Source organism: Flavobacterium sp. FlaQc-48 (assembly GCF_044007335.1).
Lineage (GTDB): Bacteria > Bacteroidota > Bacteroidia > Flavobacteriales > Flavobacteriaceae > Flavobacterium.
Window position 1 is genome coordinate 138,366 of sequence record NZ_JBIPCR010000011.1, and the last position, 25,731, is coordinate 164,096.

Sequence of the window (25,731 nt, forward strand, 5' to 3'; positions counted from 1 at the left end):
TGAATAAAAAAGTGTAATTTTGCACTCCAATTTATAAAAGTATGAGAACCAAGTCTTTAAAAAAGAACAAAATTAACGTAATCACTCTTGGGTGTTCGAAAAATGTGTATGACAGTGAAGTGCTTATGGGACAACTTCGTGCCAGCGGAAAAGAAGTTGAACACGAAGCTCCAGCAGAAAGAGAAGGAAACATTATCGTAATCAACACGTGTGGTTTTATTGATAATGCCAAAGCAGAATCAGTAAATATGATTTTGGAATATGCAGACAAAAAAGACAAAGGATTAGTAGACAAAGTTTTTGTTACAGGATGTCTATCCGAACGTTACAGACCTGATTTAGAAAAAGAAATTCCGAATGTAGATCAATATTTTGGCACAACAGAATTGCCTCAATTATTGAAAGCGCTGGGAGCCGATTATAAACATGAATTATTAGGAGAACGTTTAACGACTACTCCTAAAAACTACGCTTACCTGAAAATTGCTGAAGGTTGCGACAGACCCTGCAGCTTTTGTGCTATTCCGATTATGCGTGGTAAACACGTTTCTCAAACTATTGAAAAATTAGTTAAAGAAGCTGAAGGTTTGGCTAAAAATGGTGTAAAAGAATTAATCCTGATCGCACAGGATTTAACTTATTACGGTCTTGATATTTATAAAAAGAGAAATCTGGGAGAACTTTTAGAAGCTTTGGTAAAAGTAGAAGGAATCGAATGGATCCGTTTACACTATGCTTTCCCTACCGGTTTCCCGATGGATGTTCTTGAAATCATGAAGCGCGAACCTAAGATTTGTAATTACATTGATATTCCATTGCAACATATTTCAGATTCTATTTTAAAATCCATGCGTCGCGGTACGACTCAGGCGAAAACAACTCAGTTATTGAAAGATTTTCGCGCTGCTGTTCCGGGAATGGCAATTAGAACTACTTTAATTGTTGGATATCCGGGGGAAACTCAGGAAGATTTCGAAATACTGAAAGATTTTGTTCAGGAAATGAAGTTTGACAGAATGGGATGTTTTGCTTATTCTCACGAAGAAAACACACATGCTTATTTATTGGAAGATGATGTTCCGGCTGATGTAAAACAGGCAAGAGCAAATGAAATCATGGAATTACAATCTCAGATTTCATGGGATCTGAATCAGGAAAAAGTTGGACAAGTCTACAAATGTATTATTGACAGAAAAGAAGGTGCTCATTTTGTGGGAAGAACAGAGTTTGACAGTCCGGATGTAGACAATGAAGTTTTGATTGATGCTTCTAAACATTATGTAAAAACAGGTGAATTTGTTAATATAAAAATAATAGAAGCTACAGAATTTGATTTATACGGAGAACCTGCTTAAATTTACGCTAAACAATTATCAATTTTAGATAAAAAAAACTTTTATGAAAGCTATACAATCTTTATTCCTTTTAGTTTTTACTTTATTCTGCTTCAATTCTGTTTCAGCTCAGTACGGAAATGGATATAATAATGGTTATGGCGGAGGTGGTTACGGTGGTGGCGGTTATGGAAATAATGGCTACGGAAGAGGTGGCGGAATGGGCATGGACAGAAGTATGATGGGAGGGCCTCAGGGTAATACCAGCAAACCTAAAGAAATTCCTGTTGAAGAGACAGCTGCCAAAATTGTAGACCAAATGAAACCTGAAGTTAATCTTGATGAACTTCAAGCTATTGCGATTGCTAACGTTTTAGCAGACAGCATGAAAGAACAGGGGATTTTATTAAAGAATGAAAGCAGTAGCCAGGACGAAAAACTTGAACAAATTAAAGCACTAAGAGAAAGCACGACTAAAAAAATAACCGCTTTTTTAAATCCTGACCAAGTACCAAAGTATACTGCGTTTATGGAAAACTTTAAAGAACTCAAAAAACCGTCTAAATCAAAAAAGAAAAAAGATTCTAAAGACACGAAAGAAATTAAAGAGAATACTGAGCCGGCAAAAGTTCAGGAATAATTGTCTGAAAGACATCTTAAAAATGTAATTAACCATGGCAAAAAAACATTTTTGTTATCTGATTTTAGCAATTATAATTACTTCTTGCTCCACAAATCCATACAAAACGACTGAAAAGGCTTACGACCAGCAGCTCAAAACTTTAGAAAACCAAATTACCAGCAAAGAAGCACAACCCATTCCGGCAGTAAGTCCCGTAATTATTGACACTTCTTATGCAGCACAATTAGGAATTGTAAAAGACACCTTATCAAAAACCGGATCTACCTATTTATTAAATGGCGTAAACACCGAATGGATTGGGACTGTAAATTTCAACCTAAGAAAACCAAGTTTCATTATCATTCACCATACTGCCCAGGATTCTATTCAGCAAACCATAAATACATTTACCAAAACCAAAACACAGGTAAGTGCTCATTATGTAATTTCTGAAAACGGAAAAGTGGTGCAAATGCTAAATGATTATTTAAGAGCATGGCATGCAGGAGCATCAACGTGGGGGAAAAACACAGATATAAACTCTTCTTCTATTGGTATAGAACTTGACAATAATGGCTTTAAACCTTTTACTGAAGCCCAAATCAGCAGTTTAGTAGCGCTTTTGACGAAACTAAAAAAAGACTACAACATCCCGACTCAAAATGTATTAGGTCATGCTGATATCGCACCCGGCCGTAAACAAGATCCAAGTGCATTATTTCCATGGAAAACTTTAGCCGAAAAAGGCTTCGGAATATGGCCTGATGAAGTTTTAGAAGAGGCTCCTTTTGATTTTAAAATTGAACCCGCTTTAAGAATCATTGGCTACAATACCAAAAATCTTTCGGCAGCTATTATGGCATTTAAATTACATTATATTCAAACCGATGTAACCGCTACTTTAGATCGAAAAACAATAGATACAATTTATTCTATTTACAAAAAGCAAATACAATAATTTCGTACAAAATATACAAAAGCGCATTTCTGAATTATTTTAGAAATGCGCTTTTTTGTTGTAGCCAAAGCTCGTCCTGAATTAGAACAAAATAAACAAACATATTAGCCACGGACTAACAAGATTTATCTGTTTTTTACCCCGAATTACACAAAGCACCAATTAAAATATAAGCTTAACGAAAGGCCACTGAAAGAATTAAAAACAAAAGCGAACACAAACAATCAGAGAAATTCGCTTAATTTGTGGCAAGAGACTTTGGCGAAAGATGAGGGAAAATAGTATTCAAATAAAAAAGCTGCCAAAACATTAGTGTGTTTTGACAGCTCCAAAAAAAAAAAAAAAATATCAATCTTTATCTCTAGAAAGAGTATGTTGTAGCTATTAATCCGAAGAGAGATCCTCCGGTTGGTGCAGCGTCTTTATCCAGGAATATGTCCTCTGAAGCAGCATCGTATCTTAACTCAGGAATTATCGTTAATTTCCCTACTTTATAATTTAAAGAAACCGTATTTGCAAAAACGTTTGATCCCGTCAATGTTCCTAAACTGGCAGCGGCATCTTTGGCATCAAAATATTCCATTCTGTATGCTAAACTCAATGAGGGTTTAAAAGCATAGCTTGCATATCCTACTAATGAAAACCAATCACCATCTAAAGTACTGTCAAAGTCATTTTTAGTTTTAGCATAAGTAGCATTAAATCCTAAGGAAAAAGCATCCGTTATTGTTTTAGAAGCCACAAAATCAATTTGTGTTTTATTCTCGTCAGATGCAGGATTACTGCTGCCTGAGGTAAAATTCAAATAAGCGCTTCCCGTTTCGCCAATATATCCTAATTGTGCTATATATGTTTTTTGTGTCGAACCGGCATCCATTGCTGATTTAAAATCAGTTGGATTTGTGATCCCAAACATAGCGGTAAATTTCCCTGAAGTATATTGTGCTTTTACTCCGGTATTAAAAAACGGCCCATAAGAAAACGCATAAGACATACTGTAGTTTTTATTACTTATTGCATCTAATACCTCGTAGCCTATATGTGTTCCGAAACTTCCTGCCACAACTTTAAATTTGTCTGTGATCTGATAGGTAAAAAACAATTGTTTAATTAAAAATTTTGCGTCAATATCTTTGTCTGTTGTTTCATTATACGAAAATTCTCCTGCTCTTTTTCCGAAACCTAAATCTACAAAGACAGAAGCTTTCCCGAATGTATGTCCTGCCTGAATAGAAGCCATTCCTAATTCGAATGAATCTTGTGAGTTGGTAAAGCTCGTTAATCCATTCATTTGTTTTGAAAAATCATACTTATAGTAAGCGTCTGCCGATCCCCCCCAAGTGGTTGCTGGTGAAACTGAAGTTTCAGTATCATCTTGGGCAAAAGCAAAAGAGCTCGTTAACATCGCGGCTAAAATGTGTACTACTTTTTTCATGGTTTAATTGGTTTTTAGTTATTAATTGATTCTGGTTAGTTAATCTTTTATATATGTATGGTATACTATAAGTCACTTCTAAAACCTCTTTTTCGCCTCTAAAACATCTTCATTTTCATTAGCGAATTTATTAACTTTTACATGAGTAGAATAATTGAATTCCGTTTTTTTGATGTTTTACAGCAAGAATTATGGATTACAAAAATTAGATTAACAATAATCGTGATATGATATTAATACTGAATTATTTTTGAAAATTCAATAACCAAATTCAAGACAAAAAACACAAAATCACACCACACAACAGCAAAAAACAATTTAAAAAACATCAAAAACATCATAAAAACAGATTAAAAAATAAAACACCCCTATAAAAAATAGGGGTACTAATTAAAAACAAACAAAAAGACTTATAAAAAACAAAGCAAACAATCAGCTTTAAAAACTTGAAAACAACAAAAATAAATTCCTACAAAAATAAACTTACAAAATTATAAAAAACACTTTAAAAACTCTATTTCTATTTTCTTTACCAGACATATTATGACTAATTATTACAAAAAAATAAAGCCTGTTCAAAACTGAACAGGCTTTATAAAAACAACGCAACTAAATCTAATCCTGCGTATTGTATTTTCTTAAAAACTGACGAATTTTAATCCCGGATTCTTTAAGGTCCTGATCTTTCCATTTCCCTTCTGATTTCGCAGATTTTTTAAGTATTGAACACGTTTCGTCCTTATCTGAAACTGACCACGTAATCCAGCTTAACTTTCGGGCTTCCATCCAATCTACATACTCCTGCCAGGCTTTCATATTTAAAGGGCCATCACCCGAAGCCTCCATACCGGCAGATTCTGAAACAAAAACAGGCAATCCTCTTTTTATAGCTTCATCTGTTCGGTCCCTTAAATCTTTACCATGTGTTGCTGCATAAAAATGCATGGTATACATTATATTATCAAATCCTTTAATTGGATCTTCAGCTGGACGATCTAAATCCTGATCCCAATGTGGTGATCCTACTAATATAACATTATGAGGATCATTTTTTCTAATTACGGTTATTACTTCTTCGGCATATGCCTTAATCTCTGGCCAGGACTCGTAATCAGGCTCATTAAAGATCTCATATATAATATTGGGATATTTAGCATACTTCTTAGAAACTTCTTCAAAAAACTCTTTGGCTTCTTTTAAATTAATATTATGACTATGCCAGTCAATAATCACGTAGATATCTGATTTTATCGCTCCGTTGACAACTGCTTCTATTTTTTGTTTCGAAAATTCAGGATGCTTTATATACGACCATTCTCCAAGCTCAATCCCCATTGCAGCACGAACAACATTACAATTAAAATCCTTTTTCAGCCAGCTTACTGCTTTTTCATTATAAAATCTTGGCCACATACTATGCCAGCCAAAACTCATACCACGCAATACAATTGGATTCTTATTTTTATCGACCAATTGCGTTCCGCTCACGCTAAGCTGACCATGATGTTTTACAAATTGGGCATTCGACGCAGAAGCCAATAACAAGAAGGCAAGTATAAAAAGTTTTCTTATCGTTTTCATAATCATTGCGTTTTGCGAATTAATTTCAAGGCAATAACATCATGAGGTGCAAGTTCTGAAACAAAATTCTTTTTAGTGTTTCCTATTTCTTTATTTTTCCATAAATCCTTTAACTCAAAAACGGTACTATTAAAATCAGCCAGATAACCAAAATCACCATCTTTGATTGTATGTTTTTTCCAATCGAAATTGATTTTTTTGGCAACTTCACTTCTATTTAAAAAAGTTACCGCCCAATTTCCATCTGACAAAGGTTTAACCCAAACCTCTACTCCATCTTCAGCTGAATATTTAAATCCCTGAATTCCAAATTTATCCTGATTTACAGCAATTAATTCTTTGTTGGTTAGAATTGCCAGAGTTTCTTTTGACATTTTTCTGAAATCATTTCCGGCAATAAGCGGTGATGCCATCATACACCACATAGTAAAATGGGCTTTGTCTTCGGTATTGGTCATTCCGTCCCCTACTTCCATCATATCAAAATCATTCCAGTGATCCGGGCCTGAATATTTACGGATGTCTTTACGCATTTCGATAATTTTCATAAATCCCCAAGAAGACCAGTTCCCTTCTTCATGTTTAAATTCACAATCAAAACACGGATAAATATCTCCTGAAATCCTCCATAAATTTCCAACTGGTTTTCCCCATTCCCAAGGCTGATTATCCCCCCATTCGCAAAGACTAAAAACAATAGGTTTTCCAGCCGTTTTAATCGCATTACTCATTGTTGTGTAGGCTTCTTTTGCTGTAATGCCCTGCGTATTGCACCAATCATATTTCAGAAAATCGATTCCCAGTTTTGCATAAAAACGAGCATCCTGATATTCATAACCACGAGTCCCCGGATATCCGGCACAAGTTTGAGTACCCGCACAATTGTACAAGCCAAATTTCAAACCTTTAGAATGTACATAGTCGATTACTGCTTTCATTCCGTTAGGAAATTTAACCGGATCAGGAACCAAATCTCCATTTGCATCACGTTCTCTGGTCATCCAGCCGTCGTCAAGCACAATATAATTGTAACCTGCGGCAGCCATTCCTGATGAAACCATGATATCAGCAGTTTCTTTTACTAATTTTTCGTCAATATTGGTTTCAAAAGTATTCCATGAATTCCAGCCCATTGGTGGCGTCATTGCCAAACCTTCAAATTTTCCCGCCAGCTGCGTGTGCGTATTTCCCTGACCAAAACCTAAACATGACAAACTTAAAGCGAGTAATAAAATGATATTTTTCATTCTTAAAAATTCAAATTAATTATATTAAAAAAGTATTCCCTAATGGAGAATTAGGGAATACTTAAAACAAAACTCAAAACGGAATAACCTATTTCAATACAAATCCTATATCATCAAATAACACGGTATTACCTCCATCATTATTCGATTCCTGGAATGTAAGCATAGTAACACTTGCAGGGTTTCCTAATTTACTTAACGGAATTTCCATGTAAACCCAGGTAGTTGTAACCGGGATAACATAATTAGGCCCGCCATTTACACTAAAATTAACCTGACCATTTTTAGTTCCTTTAACTGCAATACGCATTGCTTTGTATCGCGTCATATCATAATTGAAACCCCAATTTCCTCCGTCCCATTGACCGAAGGCCCATTGCCATGATTTTTGTCCCTGATAAGAATCTCCGTCAAAATCAAAATTAACTCCTTTACCAGACCACGGACCGCCCCATTCCATGCCATATAACTTATCATCATACATGGCAGTTCCTATAGCTTCAAGAGACGTTGCCGTTCCGGATATATTGGTTACTGCAAGATTTCTGTAATTGGCATTAGCAGGTATTTTAACCACAATTTGTTCTAATGTTGAAGATACTATAGTAACCGGAACGGCCGGCTCTGTAGCTGTTTTTGCAAGAGTAACCACAGGGTTCAGGAAATACTTCCCTTTAATTGTTACTTCATCTCCCTCAGCACAATTTATAAAATTATAACTGCTAAATGTAGGTGCCGGAGGTGCTACCGTTAAATTAAAAACAGCCGTCCCCCTTCCTGTTACTACTTTTAACTGATTTGAGGCATTAGCATAAGGTGTATTTTCATCTACTAAAATAACGATATCTGTATCTGTTACAAAAGTGGGCCTGAAATAGGTATCAAAATCATTAAAATAAACTTTTGTTGTTGATAGTAATCCTTTACCATGAATGATATAATAATTTTTTGGATCTACTAAAGTAACCGGAGTTGACGGAAGAATATTCCCGGAAAGATCATACCCCGAACGTGATATTGATTCTATAACGGGTCCACCGCTATAAGCTGAAGCACTATCATCATTTGAGCATGAACTAAAAAACATTAAAGATAACATCCATGCCATGCATGCTGCTAACGAAACAATTTTTATATTTTTCATATTTTTATTTTTAAAAAATTATTTAAAAGTATACGGTGCTACTTCTGTTAATTTTGGATTTTTAATCAAATCATCTGCAGGATACGGCAGTAAAAGGTTGCTTGCCGTAATTGAGATGTGCTTTTCTGTTAGCTTATCTCCCCTGTTTTGTGCTTCTAAAATAGCTTTCGCTTTAGCAAAAGGCAAACGTCCCAGGTCAAAATAATAATCTCCTTCACACGCTAGTTCGGCACGTCTTTCCTTGAAAATATCATCAAATGAAATCGATGCTTTTTCAGGAAGACCAGCTCTTTTGCGAACAGCATTGAAAGATTTTAGTGCCTGGGCATCCGTTGTACTACCTGATTGTCCGCCCAGAATCGCTTCTGCATGAATCAACAGCAATTCTGCATAACGCATCATATAACTGTTCATACTGCTTTCCCCGTTAAACGGTGGGTTAAACGGTCCTGTTATTGGTAAATTCTCTTTTCCGATTACATATTTTTTCAATCCTGCACCGGAACTCTGAGCTTCATTTTCTACAGCAAAAGTGTATCCCAATATTAATGGAGAATCAACAGCAAGCGTTTGCGCGTAGGTTAAGTTTGGATAAAAATCCCCAGGCAACATGAAGGTTTCTTTTCTTCTTTTATCACCGTTTTCAAAAGCATTATGAATCAAATCCTGAGAGGGAGCGATCTGACCTGAATAGGTAGTCTCAACCAACCTGTTTTCAGGAGCAAATAATGTATTAGAGAAGTTTCCTTCAAAATAAGTTCCCGCACCTGTCCATTGCCATGAAAAGATAGACTCTTCATTGTTATTGTTTTTCTGTAAAAATAAATCAGCAAAAGATTTCAATGGTAATTCTTCTCCGCCCAATAATTTAAATTCTCCACTATTGATTACTTCCTGTGCCATTTGTCTGGCTAAATCGTATTTCTTTTGATACAAATATACTTTTGCTAAAAAAGCTTTTGCTGATCCGCTTGACACGTGAGCATTTGAAGCATAATCAGAACCTCTGTTTTTAGTTCGTAAATTTGCAATGGCAAATTTTAAATCATTTTCTATAAACTTATAAACATCTTCAGTCGGATTACTTGGAATAACAAAGTTTTTAGAATAGTCGGCATTGTTTTCAATGATAGGCACATTTCCCCATAATCTCACTAAGAAAAAATAAGAAAAGGCTCTTATAAAATGTGATTCTCCCAAGGCATTGTTAAGCGCTTCTTTAGTAACATTCGGACCAACACTTTGTGGTAAATTACTAATATAAGCGTTAGAATTTGCAATGGCCCCAAAACAGGATCTCCAGGCATCAGATATAAAAGCCTGAGAATTGGTAAAACTTAAATCTGTAAATTTTCCAAAATCATTATACTGACTTGCATACATATTTCCTGAAATTACATCTGTAATACCATAAAATGCCGATTTGTTCATATTAAACCACACAATACCATAAAGTCCGTTACTGGCATTGTCTAATTTTGAATCAGAGTCGTAATAATTTCCTATTGTAGGAGTTCCCTCTGCCGGTACATCCAGAAAATCCTGAGAACAAGACGATGAGATCAACAATAGCACCGCCATAGCAACAGCACAGTTTATTTTTAGTATATTTTTCATATTAATTCGTATTAAAATTCAACATTAAAACCAAAAGTTATTTGTCTAGGTGTTGGATAACGTCCGTTGTCAACCCCTGACAGTAATGCGTCCTGATTATAAGAACCTACTTCAGGATCATACCCTTTATATTTCGTAAACGTAAATAAGTTTTGTCCGGAAGCATAAAGTCTTAATCTTGATAATTTTAGTTTTGAAATCATATCAGACGGCAAAGAATACCCTAAAGTCACGTTCTGAATTCTCAAATACGATCCATCTTCGATATAGCGGGTAGATATTGCATTGTTGATATGATCATAAGTTGATGGTCTTGGCAAAGCACCTTCTAAATTTGAAGCCGAGTAAAAATCTGCTGCTTCTGTTAAATAATTCGTTCCCAGATTACTATTCATTGTACCAGACAAACGAGTTAAATTCATTAACTTATTTCCGGCTGTACCCTGAACAAAAATAGATAAATCGACATTTTTGTATTTGAAGTTATTCGTAAATCCGTAAGTAAATTTTGGATTTGGGTTTCCAATCGCCACCATATCCTTTAAATCAATAACACCATCATTATTCTGATCTTTATAAATAACATCTCCTTTTTGAAAGTTTGGCAATAATGAATTCGTCCCGTTTTTTAAAACTACTTTATTACCATTCGCATCGGTATGACCGTACTTAGTCAGGTCGTCGTCTGTTCTGTAAATTCCCTCTGCTTCATAACCTATAAAAGAACCAATTGGCAAACCTTCCTGAGTTCTTGAAACCGTTACTGTATTATAAGCAAGTGTTCCCATTGTTTTCACAATATTCAATCCTGCCATATTCGTCACTTCATTTACATATTTCGTAAAGTTTAAATTGGCATTCCATGAAAAGTTTTCTGTAAATTTTTCGCTGTACCCCAATGTAATCTCAATACCTTTATTTTGCATGCTTCCAAGATTAAAATAGGGAGGGTTTACACCGCCTTCATAATCTCCGCCACCTGAAAGGTAGTTTGGCAAAGGAACCTGATACAAGAAATTTTTAGATATTTTTTTGTACAAATCTACCGAAGCCGTAAGTTTAGATTTAAACAAATTGAAATCTAATCCTAAGTTGGTCTGGTCCTGAGTTTCCCATTTTAGTTCTTTATTTGGCGTATTTGACGGCAGATAAGAAGTTCCCATGGAACTGTTGATCAAATGTAAATTAGCATCATATAAATTATTACCAATTTGGTTATTTCCGGTTTGTCCCCATCCAAATCTAATTTTGATTCCATCCACATATTTCTTGGTACCTTCCATAAAAGCTTCATTTGAAAGTTTCCATGAACCACCTACAGAACTAAAAACACCCCATTTATTTCCAACAAAGAATTTTGAAGACCCGTCTGTTCTTACAGCAGCCGAAATTCCGTATTTATCACCATAATCATAAACAACCCTTCCTAAATAAGAAGCTAAAGTCTGAGTTCCTGAATATACGCCGCTGGTAACTGCTTTTGGCAAATCTGAAGCCGCCAGGGACTTATCATTATTATCTTTGTAACCTTCGCCGGTTATCGTATATCCTTCCCAGTGTGCTCTGTTGGATTCCTGTACTGCCAGAACCGTAAAATTGTGTTTACCAATAGTATTTCTGTAGGTAAGCATATTTTTTAAGTTCCACGAATTACCACTAGACGGGCTGTAATACAAATTCGCAAAACTTTTCACGGCATTACCCAATGAATACATCGGATCAAATCGCTGTCCTAAGTTATCATAAATATAACCACCTGCTTCAAAACGGTATTCCAGACCTTTAAACAAATCTATCTGAGTATAGAAATTTCCGGAATAGTTTTTTCTTACCAATGTATTGGAACCTAACAAAGAAGTTGCTACAGGATTAACAAATGATGTTGCCCCTCCTGCAGGCGGACCTGCAAAAGCCCCTGACAATTCTCTAACCGCGACATCCGGAGTTGCCAATAATGAAGTTGCAACCACGCCATTAAATTGTCCGTTTAAGGTTAATTTTTCATCCGTAAGTGCTCCACTAATATTAACACCAACTTTAATAAAGCTGTTAACCCTGGCATCAACATTGGTTCTAAAATTATACCTTTTAAATCCGGATTCAATTACAATACCTTCCTGATTTAAAACCCCTCCGGACATGTAATAATTTATGCCGTCTTTACCGCCCGAAAATGACAATTGGTTTGACGTCATAATGCCGGTTTGATAAATTGCATCCTGCCAATCTGTTCCTTGTCCTAAAACTTCAGGATGAGCAAATTCAGGACGTTTAGCCGTAGGATCATATACGTCAGCCAAAGCATTTTGATGAACCGCATATTGTTGCAAATTCATAGAATGCAATTTTTTCGGAAGATTACTAATAGAATAGGAATTTTCGAAAGATAATTTTCCGGTTCCTTTTTTACCCGATTTAGTCGTTACAATCACCACTCCATTTGCACCACGCGAACCATAAATAGCCGTTGCAGAAGCATCTTTCAGAATATCAATTGACTCAATATCGTTAGGGTTTATAAGTGCTAAAGGACTTAGCGTGATATTACCTGAATTGGAGAAGTTAGAATTCCCGGATGCATTTCTGCCTGAAGTAGAGGAGTTACGCGCATCTCCGGAAATTGGCACACCATCAATAACATATAAAGGTTCATTTGTTCCTGTTAAAGAGGAAACCCCTCTAATTTTTACAGAAACGTTACTTCCCGGCTCTCCTGAATTGCTGTTTACCACAACCCCGGCCGCTTTACCCTGCATCATCTGGTCAAATGAAACCACTTTCAAATTTTCGATATCTTTTGAGCTAATACTGGAAATAGCACTATTGATGTCTTTTCTCTTTTGCGTTCCATAACCAATTACGACTACATCTTTTAAGTCTTCAGCATTCGTTTTTAAAACTACATTTATCGTTTTATTTGTACCTACTGTGATCTTTTGTGTATTAAATCCAATAAATGAAAATACCAGAGTAGCATTTGCAGGAACGTCAATTGTATATTTACCGTCAAAATCTGTTGAAACAGTTGTTTTTAATCCCACAACCGAAATATTTGCCCCAGGAATCGATAATCCTTTTTCATCTGCAACAGTTCCTGATATTTTTACCTGAGCCGCAATAAAATTACTCGTCAGTAACAAAAATAAAATCAAAGGAACTGCTCTGTGGTTAGCATTCCAATGAATGAAGTTAGTCATTAGTTTTTTCATAATAAATGTTTGGTTAGTTTAAATTTGTTATCCTAATTCAAGTCATAAAAAGGAGTGGTATTTATTTTCTTAAATTATTTAACAAATCTATAACACAAGAAAACATTAAATCGATAGTATTATATCATTTAATGATAATATTTTTACTATAGCGCTTTAAAAAAACACATATCAAAATAAAAGCAATAAAAAATTACATTATTCTCAAATACCACCTGTACAATCACTTGAAATTATAAATAAAAATTAACGAAAACGCCAAAAAGCAAACGATTTCGTTAAAAATAATATTTGTTTGTGCAAAAAAAGTATCACTACAAAATACGCTTTAGTCCGGAAAAATCTTCTCTATATTGACTGGGCGTGCAATTTTTTATAGCCTTAAAGCTACGATTGAAGTTGGCAATATTATTAAAGCCTGATTTGAATGCTACCTCAGAAACACTCATATCTTTTTCGACCAGCCAGCGTGCCGCATATCCAATCCGGATATCATTTATATAATTGACAAAAGTTTTCCCGGTACGTTTTTTAATAAAACGATTAAAAGAGATAATAGACATGCTCGCAACATTTGCGACATCCTCAAGGGTAATTTTATCTGCAAAATGTTTTTGCACATATTCATAAACCAGCTTCATTTTATCATAATCATCAAACGTGTCATAATCTACAGTGTATGTCGAAAGTAACCGCTGGTTTCTCGAGTTTGCCAAATCATATAATAAAGAAGTAATCTCTAAAAAGTAGTCCATACCATCTAGTTTCGAAAGCCTTACCAATCTTGGGGTCAATTCTTCGGCCACTTTTTTAGAGAACAAAATGCCATGAATCGAACGATTGAACATATCCCGAATTGGATTCATAATACGTCTTGAAAGTAAAGATTCATGAAACAAATCATTATGAAACTGAATTGTTATTTCATGGATTTTTTTGCTCGTACATTTATTTAATTCCCAACCGTGATATAAATTCGGGCCAATCAAAACCAATTCGACATTGTCAATTTCTTCGATATTATCCCCAACAACACGCTTCACTCCTTTTCCGTTTAAAATAAAATTGATCTCAAATTCCGGATGATAATGTACCGGAAAATCAAAGCTGTCTTTAACCCTGTCAAAAACCAAAAAGCTATCACCGGCTGACAGCGGAGCTATTTCTCTATAAAAATTTTTAGCGCTACTCATCTTTAAAATGTATTTTAAGAAGTAATATTTGTTTTTTTTATTGCAATAATATGATATATAATTGATAAAATAATATTAATTACACTATAAACATCCGATTATCTTTGAAAAATAGAATTATCATTTTTACAAAAACAGCATTCATAATAAACATTAATCGTTTTAAATGTAATATGTTTTTATAGTTTTGATAATTTAAGTCTAAAAATAGTATTGTATTTTCGATCAGAAAAATAAAAGCATTTTGAAGGTCTGATCATTTACAAAACAACAGGTATTACACTGAAAAACAAGTATATTCATAATGAAAAAAAGCATAATAACCTTTATAATAGCAGCGTTTACAGGAATTTCCTCTTCTGCCGCATCTTTCGTCACTAATACTAATTTGTCACTTGCAGATAAAAAAGCAACACCTGAGACGGTGTCGTTATACAAAAAACTCAATCAACTAATCCAAAAAGGGTATTTATTTGGACATCAGGACGATCTTGCTTACGGTGTAAACTGGAGATACCAAGAAGGCCAAAGTGATGTAAAAGAGGTTACCGGAGATTATCCTGCGGTTTACGGTTGGGATATTGCAGGCCTGGAAAAAGACGATCTGAATAATATTGACGGCGTTCCTTTTGCCAAAATGAAACAATATATAAAAGAAGCGAACGAAAGAGGCGGAATTTCAACTATAAGCTGGCATCTGGATAATCCCGCAACCGGAAAAAATGCCTGGGACAATACGCCAAATTCCCTGAAAACTGTTTTACCCGGAGGAGAAAATCATCAAAAGTTCACGAAATGGCTCGACAAAACTGCAGCTTTCTTTTTATCCTTAAAAGATAAAAAAGGAAAAAACATTCCCATTCTTTTCAGGCCTTATCACGAACTTACAGGTCGTTGGTTCTGGTGGGGGAAAGGAAATTGTACTCCTGAAGAATTCAAATCCTTATGGAAATTTACCTTTGATTATTTACAGAAAAAAGGAGTTCATAATTTAATATATATTTACAATACCGGTAGTTTTGATTCAAAAGAAGATTTTCTTGACCGCTACCCCGGAGATAATTATGCTGATATCCTAAGTTTTGACAATTACCAGAATAATGATGACAAAGAAGGTGCAAAATTTATCGAACAAACTCAAAAACAGTTTAAAATTTTAAATGAAATTGCGACAAATCAACACAAACTGATGGCTTTCGCCGAAGCAGGCTACGAAGCCATTCCAGATCCAAAATGGTGGACAGGAACTTTATCAAAAGCTATTGGCGATTATAAAATTTCGTATGTTTTGTTATGGAGAAATCACGGCTGGCAGGAAAAAGAACAAAAAATGCATTATTACGTGCCATATAAGGGACAAATAAGCGAGAAGGACTTTGTTGATTTTTACAAACTGGACAAAACACTATTTGAAAAAGACATTAGTAAAAAATAAAATCCGCTTAAATCTGCCTGATCTGCATGAAAAAAAATTCAACACATAGCAACATAGATTTTAAGCCTGAAAAAGAATACCAAAAGAAACATATTTCTTTCACATAGTTGGCTATGTTCAGTTAAATAAGCGAAACGCCTTTTTTAAGTTCAAAAAAAATCTATGTTCCTATGTGTTTAAAAAAGAGATTCTAAAACAATAAATAACCACATCTAAATTACAACTTAAAAAAAACCTGATGCACGACAAAATTAGTTTAAAAGAAAAAATAGGTTACGGTCTGGGAGATGCCGCATCATCGATGTTCTGGAAAATTTTCAGCATGTATCTTCTCTTTTTCTACACCGACGTTTTCGGATTGGCACCTGCCATAGTTGGAACCATGTTTTTGATTACCAGAATCTGGGATTCCTGTTTTGACCCCATTGTGGGAATCATTGCCGACAGAACCAAAAGCAAATGGGGAAAATTCAGGCCCTATTTATTATGGGTTGCCGTGCCTTTTGCCGTAATTGGCGTATTGACTTTTTACACCCCTGATTTTGATGAAAAAGGAAAAATCATTTATGCTTACGTAACCTATTCGGCCATGATGATGATTTATTCCTTAATCAATGTGCCTTATGCCTCACTTTTGGGTGTAATGTCGTCTGACCGAAAAGAAAGAACCACTTTATCCTCTTACAGAATGGTTTTTGCTTTTGGAGGAAGTCTTTTGGCACTTTGGTTAATTGAACCTTTAGTAAATTATTTCGGCGGAAGCCTGAATTCTAAAACAGGCTGGCTGGCTACAATTTCTGTTTTCGGAGTCATTACAACTGCTTTTTTCTGGGGTTGCTTCTTCTTTACTAAAGAAAGAGTCAAACCTATTTCAGATGAAAAAAACAATCTAAAAGAAGATTTAAAAGATCTCTTAAAAAATAAACCCTGGTGGATTTTACTCGGGGCCGGAATTGGGGCTTTAGTATTCAATTCAATCCGTGACGGAGCTGCCGTATATTACTTTAAATATTATGTGAGCAACAGCGTAAACTTCGACTTTTCTCTTTTTGGAACCGACTTTCACATGACCCCCACTTCTATTTATTTGGTTTTAGGGCAAGCCGCAAACATCATCGGAGTGATTATAGCAACGCCCATTGCGAATAAAATCGGAAAAAAGAAAACCTTTTTTGGCGCTATGGCATTAGCCGCAATTTTGAGTTTAGTTTTCTATTTATTCGGAAAAGAAGATGTATTCCTCATCATGAGTTTTCAGGTTCTAATCAGTATTTGTGCCGGTTGTATTTTCCCTTTAATCTGGTCTATGTATGCAGATAGCGCAGATTATTCGGAGTGGAAACAAGGCCGAAGAGCGACAGGACTGGTTTTCTCAGCCTCTTCAATGTCACAAAAATTTGGCTGGACCATTGGCGGAGCCGGGGCCGGATGGCTTTTGGGCTATTATGGTTTTAAAGCTAATGTCGAGCAAACGGCTACAGCTCAAAACGGAATTCAATTAATGCTAAGCATACTTCCGGCAATAGCAGCTGCGATATCCGTTGCTTTTATCGCATTTTACCCCTTATCTGAAGAAAAACTTCAAACAATCGAACAGGATTTAAACGAAAAAAGAGATCAAGTAAATTAAAATAATACCGATACAGAAATCTATTTATATGACAGCAATAGCCACTTCAACTACATTTCAGGATAGAAAAGTAGCATTAGAAAAAGAACATAAAGTACTGATCGAGCAAAAAAATGCTCCTCAGGACCATGCCGGAAACGGTATATACGAACGCTATAAAAACCCGGTTGTTACAGCAGCCCACGTACCTTTAAACTGGCGTTTTGACCTTAACGAAAAAACCAATCCGTTTTTACAGGAGCGAATTGGTATGAATGCTGCTTTTAATGCCGGCGCCATGAAATGGAATGGAAAATACCTGCTTGCCGTTCGTGTTGAAGGAATCGACAGAAAATCATTTTTCGCCATAGCAGAAAGTCCAAACGGAATCGACAACTTTAAGTTTTGGGAAAAACCATGCGTGATTCCACAAACCGAAGAACCGGATACGAATGTATACGACATGCGTTTAATCAACCATGAAGACGGTTGGGTTTACGGTATTTTTTGTACCGAAAGAAAAGATCCAAAAGCACCAAAAGGCGATACCAGTTCAGCTGTAGCCAATGCCGGAATCGTGCGTTCTAAAGATCTGATCAACTGGCAAAGATTGCCCGATTTAATTTCGAATACAGGACAACAGCGCAATGTGGTTTTGCATCCGGAATTTGTAAACGGAAAATATGCTTTGTACACACGTCCGCAAGATGGTTTTATTGATGTTGGTGCCGGTGGCGGAATTGGTTTAGGATATGTTGATGATATGACTAATCCGGTGGTAAAAGACGAGAAAATCATCTTCGGAAAACAATATCATACTATTTATGAATTAAAAAATGGTCTGGGCCCTGCTCCTATTAAAACTCAAAAAGGCTGGCTGCATTTGGCACATGGCGTTCGTAATACCGCTGCAGGTTTGCGTTACACCCTTTATATGTTCATGACCGATTTAAACGACATTGCCAAAGTAACTCACGTTCCCGCAGGACATTTTATGGGGCCTGAAGGAATTGAAAGGGTTGGTGACGTATCAAACGTTTTATTCTCTAACGGATGGATCGAAGATACGGATGGAACTGTATATGTGTATTACGCGTCATCAGACACCAGAATGCATGTGGCTGTTTCCTCTGTAGAAAAATTAGTTGATTATGTGACCAATACTCCTGCCGATACTTTTATTTCTGCGGGTTCTGTAAAAACTATTATCAGTCAGATTGAAAAAAATAACGCCATATAAATATCGTGTCAGCAAAACTAAAGCAACTTAAAACAGCACTATCTGAAGAACTTGATTCCATTTTAAAATATTGGTCCAAACATACTTTAGACCACGAAAATGGCGGTTTTATTGGTCAAATTGATTATAACGACCACATAATTGCCAATACCGAAAAAGGTTCTGTTTTGAATGCCCGAATTCTATGGACTTTCTCATCCAGTTATAAAATCACTAAAAAGGAAGATCATAAAAAAATAGCACAAAGAGCTTTTGAGTTTCTTTCAGACTATTTTTATGATCCTGAATTTGGCGGTTTATTCTGGAGCATCCATACCGATAAAACACCAAAAGATACCAAAAATCAGATTTATGCCCTGGCTTTTGCGATTTACGGATTAGCTGAATATTATGCTATTTCTAAAGAAGACAAAGCTTTAGAAATAGCCATAAACTTATATTTAAAAATTCAGGAACACAGTTACGATCCTGAAAACAAAGGCTATTTTGAGGCTCTGACCCGCGATTGGCAGCCTATTGACGATTTGCGATTGAGCGATAAAGATGCTAATGAAAAGAAAACGATGAATACGCATTTGCATATCGTTGAGGCTTATGCAAATTTATTTAAAGTCTGGAAAGACAAAACACTTCAAAATGACATTATTGAATTGTTACAAACCATAGAAAAACATTTTATCAATACTGAATCCGGACATTTACGATTATTTTTTGATGAAAACTGGATCGAAAAACCGGATGTGATCTCATACGGACACGATATAGAAGCCTCCTGGCTTTTGTTGCTATGTGCCGAAATTTCTGAAGAGAAAACTTTAATCACCAATTATACCCGGCATGCCATTCAAATGGCCGAAGCAACTCAGGAAGGACTGGATTCTGATGGGGGTTTATGGTATGAATTTGATCCCGAAAAGAATGAATTAGTTGCCGAAAAACATTGGTGGGTCCAGGCCGAAGCTTTAATTGGCTTTTATAATGCCTATCAGTTAACGAACAATGAAAAGTATCTGGACATTGTTTTAAAAAACTGGGCTTTTATAAAAAAATACATTTTAGACAAACAAAATGGAGAATGGTTTTGGGGAGTTAACCGGGATTATTCTTTGATAGAAAAAGACAAAGCAGGTTTTTGGAAATGCCCGTATCATAACGGCCGGGCTTGTCTGGAGCTTATTAACCGAATTAAACCATAACAAAATGAAAAATACGTTTCTGAAAATAGCCTTTTTAAGTCTGTCGGTTTTATCACTGGCAGGTTGTTCTTCTGATAAAGATTCACAAGAGGAAGTCATCGTAAACCCGCCTGCAGAAACGGATCCCCTGACGACACAAAATGTGACCTCTTATATGGTCGATGCCAATGCAACCAAAGAAACCATAGCTCTATTTTATAATTTAAAAAAGCTTGCAAAAACTAAAGTCGCCATAGGTCAGCAGGACGCCTTTAACAGTTATTATCAGGATAACGGCGGAGAATCCGATATTAAAAAAAATACAGGTTACGATCCGGCACTTTTAGGCTCTGATTTTATCTTTATTACCGATAAAAACAATACCAATCAACCTGATAATTGGTTTTATCAACAAGAACAAAAAACAATTAGCGATGTAAAAGCCGCTTACGCAAAAGGTATAATCAATACTTTTAGCTGGCATTTGAGAGAACCCAACAAAGAGGATTCGTTTTATGCCGCTGATATGACCACTGAGCAAAAAAACACTGCTTTTAAAAGCATTTTGCCAGGCGGGACAAATCATGAATGGTACAAGAAAAAACTCGACAAAATAGCCAGTGTCGTGCTAAGTTTAAAAGGTTCGAATGGAGAATTGATCCCGATAATTTTCAGGCCTTTTCACGAATTTGACGGAAGCTGGTTTTGGTGGGGAGCTAATTTTTGTACCCCTGAAGATTATAAAACGGCTTATCAGTTTACAGTTGATTATTTAAAAAATACAAAAGGGGTTCATAACATTTTATATGCTTTTTCACCGGACAACTCTTATACTACAGCAGCCAATTATTTAAGTCGCTATCCAGGTGATAAATATGTTGATGTTCTGGGAATGGATAATTATGGTGACTTTGACAATCAGGGGCAAGCTGGTGCTAATAGAGCCAATTCAAAACTGATAATGATTGCAGCCCTGGCATCTGATAAAGTAAAAATAGCCGCACTAACAGAAACCGGATATCAGGTTACTGCAACAAAACCGCCTGTTACTGATTGGTTTTCTAATTACCTGTACGGGGCAATAAACAATATTCAGGGTTTTGATACCATTCTATCCATAAGCTATGTCATGTTTTGGAATAATACTAAGGATGGTTATTATGTCCCGAATGGTACGGTTTCAAATACAGCTGATTTCAAGACGTTTGCTACTAAACCAAAATCGGCATTGTTAAATTCTTTGCCGAAGATGTATGAATTGCCAAAATGATTTTTTGTTTCAGGCTGAAAATTTCAGGTTTCAGGTTTCAGGTTTCAGGTTTCAGGTTGTAATAACAAAACATATAAAATAACGGATTGCCATAGCCCTGCCAGAAGTGGATATCCTTTTATGCCGGGGTTCGGCATACAGGATTTAAACGGATAGCAGGAAATAGCTCCTAAAAAATAAATAATGAAAAACAGATTTCTAAAAACCCTGCAATTGGCTTTAATTTTTTCTGCCATCGCTTGTCAGGCACAGGAAAGGATTACGGTAAAAGGAACACAATTTTACAAAGGCGACAAACCGTATGCTTATATTGGAACCAATTATTGGTACGGAAGCTTACTGGCTTCAAAAAAAGTCGGTGACAGAAAAAGATTGCTTCGCGAATTGGATTTAATGCAGCAAAACGGCATTGATAATCTACGGATTCTGGTGGGTGGAGATGGTGGAAAATATGATTTTACGGTGCGTCCGGCATTACAGTACGAACAAGGAAAATATGATCCAGATTTACTGGACGGATTGGATTTCTTAATCAACGAAATGAGCAAACGTAAAATGTATGCCGTTCTATATCTGACAAACAACTGGGAATGGTCTGGCGGAATGTCCCAATATTTAGAATGGAATGGAAAAGGTGCAATTCCGGTTCCGGCTATTCCGCCCAATACCTGGCCGCAATTTATGTCGTATACCGAGCAATTTCATAGTTGTGAGCCCTGCATGAAAGCTTTAGAAAATCATGTGAGATTTATCATGGGAAGAACCAATACGTATTCTAAAAAGAAATACACAGACGACAATACCATCATGGCATGGCAAGTTGGGAATGAACCCCGGACTTTTACGCCGGAAAATGAAATTAAATTTACAAAGTGGCTAAACAATATTGTTGATTTAATAGACAGTTTAGACAAAAAACATCTTGTCTCTACAGGTTCTGAGGGAAAAAACAGTTCGAATGATAGTATGGAAATTTTTGAACGCACACATCAAAACCCAAATATCGATTATTTGACAATGCATATCTGGCCGAAAAACTGGAATTGGTTTAAAGCAGATAATGCCGAAAAAACCATGCCGGTGACATTGGAAAATGCCGGCAAATATATTGACGATCATATTAAGGTGGCCCATAATTTAAAACGTCCTATTATTATTGAAGAATTTGGTTTGCCAAGAGAAAATGAAAACTTAGTGGCAGGCACTTCTGTTGCGGATAGAGATGTTTTTTACAATTATATTTTTAGCCGTGTTGCTGAAAGTGTTCAAAATAATGGTCCGTTACAAGCAGCAAATTTCTGGGGATTTGGCGGAGAAGGAAAAGCAGTGAACAAAGATGGAAAATGGAATCCCGGTGATCCTTTAACAACTGATCCTCCGCAGGAACCGCAAGGGTTAAATTCTGTTTTTTCTTCGGATAAATCAACTTTAGATATTGTAAAAAAATACAATTTACAATTGAGATAATTTAAAATTTCTAAACCCTGTAAGTGATCTAAGAAATTATAAGTATCTTTTTTATTGATTTTAAATAAAGCTTATATAACTTACCTGGTAAAAAAACATTCCAATATGAAAAAATTATTTTCCGGCCTTTGTCTTTTACTGTTGAACCTTTCTTTTGCACAGCAGAAACAGGATTTTGTTTTGAATTCTCCTGACGGGAAAATCGAAGTTAAAATTGCCGTGAATGACAAAATAACCTGGACTGTTTCTCACGAAAAAGATTTGATTTTAGCTCCTTCGGCAATGTCCATGACTTTGGATCAAAATAGGGTTTTAGGGCAGCATGCCGTGGTTTTAAACCCAAAGAAAGAAAGTGTCGATACTTCGTTCGATGCTCCATTTTATAAAAAGAAATCAGTTCAGAACAAATACAATAAATTGATTTTGAACTTTAAAAATGATTTCAGCATAGAATATCGTGCTTTTGATGATGGTGTTGCTTATCGTTTTATAACTCAAAAGAAAAAAAATATCACGGTAAAATCTGAAGAAGTAGTTTTGAATTTCGATCAGGATTACAGCACTCTAATGCCGTATGTTCGTGATTTACGAAACCCTAAAGATCCTTTTATTTCTTCGTTTGAAGCGCATTATGAAAACAAAAAAATAAGTGAGTTTGCTAAAGATACTCTGGCTTTTCTTCCGTTTTTAATTGATTATAAAAATCATAAAAAAGCCGTTTTTCTCGAAGCAAATCTGGAAGATTATCCTGGTTTATTTGTAACAAACAACAACTCAAAGTCAGGCTTTGAATCCCGTTTTTCTTCATATCCTTTGCAGGAAAAAAACGGTGGCTTTAATAACATCAACAGATTAATTACAGAAAGAGCTGATTATTTGGTGCAGACAAAAGGAACGAGAAGTTTCCCCTGGAGAATTATAGTAATTTCTGAAAACGATGCTGCTTTAGCCAACAGCGATATGGTACAGAAATTAGCTGAACCGTCTAAAATAAAAGACATGTCGTGGATAAAACCCGGAAAAGTAGCCTGGGACTGGTGGAACGACTGGAATATTTACAATGTCGGTTTTAAAGCGGGAATCAATACGCAAACCTATAAATATTACATTGATTTTGCTTCCAGAAATAAAGTAGAATATGTGGTTCTAGATGAAGGCTGGAGTCTGGAAGACGATATCATGAAACACAATCCGAATGTAGATTTAGAAGCTTTAATCGCTTACGGAAAAGAAAGAAATGTCGGGATTATTTTATGGAGTTCCTGGATGGCTTTAACTAAAAACACTTCGGGTATTTTAAAAAATTATGCTGATTTGGGCATTAAAGGTTTCAAAGTAGATTTCTTAGATCGCGATGATGCTAAAATGGTGAAATCAGTTTATGATATTGCACAAAAAGCGGCCGACAACAAATTGCTGTTAGACTTTCACGGTATGTATAAACCAACCGGAATTCAAAGAACGTATCCGAATATCCTCAATTTTGAAGGCGTAAAAGGATTAGAGAACAACAAATGGACACCAAATGATGATGTTCCGTTATACGATTGTACGATTCCGTTTATCAGAATGATGGCCGGGCCTATGGATTATACTCCGGGTGCAATGCGAAATGCGACTAAAAGCGAATTCAAACCCAGTCACTCCAATCCGGTGAGCCAGGGAACACGGTGTCACCAACTGGCACTTTACACTATTTTTGAAGCACCTTTGCAAATGATGGCCGATAGTCCTACAGCTTATATGGCAGCACAGGAAAGCACTGATTTTATAGCCAAAGTTCCAACCACTTTTGATGAAACTGTTTCGCTAAATGGTGAAGTTGGAAAATCTGTAACAATAGCCCGAAAAAAAGCAAATACCTGGTATTTAGGCGCAATCACTAATTGGGATTCCAGAGAAATTACAATCGATTTTTCTTTTCTTGAAAAAGGCAAAAAATTCGAAGCCGAAATATTCTCAGACGGAATAAATGCTGATAAAGCTGCCGTTGATTATAAAAGAGAAATTGTAAACGTTGATTCGACAACCAAATTAACCTATCGATTAGCCAGTGGTGGTGGATTGGCCATGATAATTCGATAAAAAGAAAACCTAACAGGTTTTAAAAACCTGTTAGGTTAAATATAAGTCACGATAAAATCTTCTCGATCGCATTCAATTCATCTGGCGTAAATTCCAGACTCTGCAAGCAATCAATATTATTATTTAATTGTCGTACAGAACTGGCACCAATTAAAACCGAAGTAATTCTTTTATCTTTCTGCAACCATGCCAAAGCCATTTGCGCCAAAGATTGATTTCTATTCTGAGCAATTTCATTCAGTTGCACTAATTTCTGAATGCGTTCTGCTGTAACCTCATCTTCTTTTAAATGTCCGTTTGGATTATGGGCCCTGGAGTTCTCCGGAATTCCTTTTAGATATTTATCTGTTAAAAGTCCTTGTGCCAAAGGTGAAAAGGCAATACAGCCCACTCCTTTTTCTTCCAGAACATCTAACAAACCATTTTCTACCCAACGTTCTAACATGGAATATTTTGCCTGATGAATCAAACATGGTGTGCCTAATTGTTTCAACACCTCAACTGCAACACGGGTTTGTTCTGCCGAATAATTACTGATTCCAACATACAATGCTTTTCCACTTCTTACGGCGTAATCTAAAGCCATCATGGTTTCTTCGATTGGTGTTTCAGGATCCGGGCGATGCGAATAAAAAATGTCAACATAATCGACTTTCATTCTTTTCAGGCTTTGGTCTAAACTTGATAATAAATATTTTCTGGAACCCCAATCCCCGTAAGGTCCGTCCCACATGGTGTAACCGGCTTTTGTCGAAATAATGATTTCGTCGCGTAAATTTCCCTGAAAATTATGCCAGAGGATTTTTCCGAAATTCGTTTCTGCTGAACCCGGAACCGGTCCGTAATTATTCGCTAAATCAAAATGGGTAATTCCTTTATCAAAAGCTTCTACAGCAATACTTTCGGCATTTTCAAAATCATCTACTGACCCAAAGTTGTGCCACAATCCCAAAGAAATTTCAGGCAGTAATAACCCGCTTTTTCCGCATCTGTTGTATTTCATTATTTTAATTTAATGGTTTGGAAGTTTATAGGTTTTAAAAATACAAAAAACTCTCGCAGATTTTGCAGATCACAGAAATTAAAAAATCTTCCGAAGCTGCAAAACCT

General features: G+C 35.8%; 18 protein-coding genes. 10 read left to right on the forward strand and 8 right to left on the reverse strand.

Features of this window, described 5'->3' with window-relative positions; genetic code table 11:
• Positions 1-41: 41 nt before the first annotated feature.
• From rimO to ACHRWY_RS17600, 3 genes are read left to right on the forward strand one after another with little or no spacing between them, the layout of a single operon-like run.
• Complete coding sequence (gene rimO, locus ACHRWY_RS17590; RefSeq protein WP_395356421.1) at positions 42-1,355, forward strand: 30S ribosomal protein S12 methylthiotransferase RimO; 1,314 nt, start codon at positions 42-44, stop codon at positions 1,353-1,355.
• Between the two features lie 43 nt (positions 1,356-1,398).
• Positions 1,399-1,974, forward strand: a complete 576-nt coding sequence (locus tag ACHRWY_RS17595) for a hypothetical protein (protein ID WP_395356422.1) — start codon at positions 1,399-1,401, stop codon at positions 1,972-1,974.
• Positions 1,975-2,008: 34 nt separating this feature from the next.
• Positions 2,009-2,914 (forward strand): N-acetylmuramoyl-L-alanine amidase, encoded by a 906-nt coding sequence (locus tag ACHRWY_RS17600; RefSeq protein ID WP_395356423.1) that lies wholly within the window; start codon positions 2,009-2,011, stop codon positions 2,912-2,914.
• A gap of 361 nt (positions 2,915-3,275) precedes the next feature.
• Here ACHRWY_RS17600 and ACHRWY_RS17605 read toward each other — a convergent pair whose 3' ends face one another.
• From ACHRWY_RS17605 to ACHRWY_RS17635, 7 genes are all read right to left on the reverse strand, one after another.
• Entirely contained in the window at positions 3,276-4,349 is a 1,074-nt protein-coding gene (locus ACHRWY_RS17605) for an outer membrane beta-barrel protein (RefSeq protein ID WP_395356424.1), read from the reverse strand.
• A gap of 615 nt (positions 4,350-4,964) precedes the next feature.
• The gene (locus ACHRWY_RS17610; protein ID WP_395356426.1) at positions 4,965-5,930 is read right to left on the reverse strand and encodes a glycoside hydrolase family 5 protein; all 966 of its coding nucleotides are present in this window, start codon (positions 5,928-5,930) and stop codon (positions 4,965-4,967) included.
• 2 nt (positions 5,931-5,932) lie between these two features.
• Positions 5,933-7,177, reverse strand: a complete 1,245-nt coding sequence (locus ACHRWY_RS17615) for a glycoside hydrolase family 27 protein (protein ID WP_395356427.1) — start codon at positions 7,175-7,177, stop codon at positions 5,933-5,935.
• 88 nt (positions 7,178-7,265) lie between these two features.
• Entirely contained in the window at positions 7,266-8,321 is a 1,056-nt protein-coding gene (locus tag ACHRWY_RS17620) for a hypothetical protein (protein WP_395356428.1), read from the reverse strand.
• An 18-nt stretch (positions 8,322-8,339) separates the two neighbouring features.
• A complete protein-coding gene (locus ACHRWY_RS17625) occupies positions 8,340-9,938 on the reverse strand; it encodes a RagB/SusD family nutrient uptake outer membrane protein (RefSeq protein WP_395356429.1) in 1,599 nt (532 codons plus the stop codon).
• An 11-nt stretch (positions 9,939-9,949) separates the two neighbouring features.
• Positions 9,950-13,147 (reverse strand): SusC/RagA family TonB-linked outer membrane protein, encoded by a 3,198-nt coding sequence (locus ACHRWY_RS17630; protein WP_395356430.1) that lies wholly within the window; start codon positions 13,145-13,147, stop codon positions 9,950-9,952.
• A gap of 314 nt (positions 13,148-13,461) precedes the next feature.
• On the reverse strand, positions 13,462-14,340 hold the full coding sequence (locus ACHRWY_RS17635) for an AraC family transcriptional regulator (RefSeq protein WP_395356431.1): 879 nt from the start codon (positions 14,338-14,340) through the stop codon (positions 13,462-13,464).
• A 304-nt stretch (positions 14,341-14,644) separates the two neighbouring features.
• Here ACHRWY_RS17635 and ACHRWY_RS17640 point away from each other — a divergent pair, with 304 nt between their 5' ends.
• The 7 genes from ACHRWY_RS17640 (at position 14,645) to ACHRWY_RS17670 (ending at position 24,621) form a co-directional block, all read left to right on the forward strand.
• Positions 14,645-15,775, forward strand: a complete 1,131-nt coding sequence (locus tag ACHRWY_RS17640) for a glycoside hydrolase family 26 protein (protein ID WP_395356432.1) — start codon at positions 14,645-14,647, stop codon at positions 15,773-15,775.
• A gap of 238 nt (positions 15,776-16,013) precedes the next feature.
• Positions 16,014-17,405 carry an MFS transporter gene (locus ACHRWY_RS17645; RefSeq protein WP_395356434.1) on the forward strand — a complete coding sequence of 464 codons (1,392 nt, stop codon included), beginning with the start codon at positions 16,014-16,016 and terminating at the stop codon, positions 17,403-17,405.
• A 28-nt stretch (positions 17,406-17,433) separates the two neighbouring features.
• Entirely contained in the window at positions 17,434-18,624 is a 1,191-nt protein-coding gene (locus tag ACHRWY_RS17650; RefSeq protein WP_395356435.1) for a glycosidase, read from the forward strand.
• A 5-nt stretch (positions 18,625-18,629) separates the two neighbouring features.
• Positions 18,630-19,820 (forward strand): AGE family epimerase/isomerase, encoded by a 1,191-nt coding sequence (locus ACHRWY_RS17655; protein ID WP_395356437.1) that lies wholly within the window; start codon positions 18,630-18,632, stop codon positions 19,818-19,820.
• Positions 19,821-19,824: 4 nt separating this feature from the next.
• The gene (locus tag ACHRWY_RS17660) at positions 19,825-21,069 is read left to right on the forward strand and encodes a glycosyl hydrolase (protein ID WP_395356439.1); all 1,245 of its coding nucleotides are present in this window, start codon (positions 19,825-19,827) and stop codon (positions 21,067-21,069) included.
• 183 nt (positions 21,070-21,252) lie between these two features.
• The gene (locus ACHRWY_RS17665; RefSeq protein ID WP_395356440.1) at positions 21,253-22,536 is read left to right on the forward strand and encodes a beta-mannanase; all 1,284 of its coding nucleotides are present in this window, start codon (positions 21,253-21,255) and stop codon (positions 22,534-22,536) included.
• 105 nt (positions 22,537-22,641) lie between these two features.
• A complete protein-coding gene (locus tag ACHRWY_RS17670) occupies positions 22,642-24,621 on the forward strand; it encodes a glycoside hydrolase family 97 protein (RefSeq protein ID WP_395356441.1) in 1,980 nt (659 codons plus the stop codon).
• A 46-nt stretch (positions 24,622-24,667) separates the two neighbouring features.
• Here the strand turns inward: ACHRWY_RS17670 and ACHRWY_RS17675 are convergent, their stop codons facing one another.
• Positions 24,668-25,624, reverse strand: a complete 957-nt coding sequence (locus ACHRWY_RS17675; RefSeq protein ID WP_395356442.1) for an aldo/keto reductase — start codon at positions 25,622-25,624, stop codon at positions 24,668-24,670.
• Positions 25,625-25,731 lie beyond the last annotated feature (107 nt).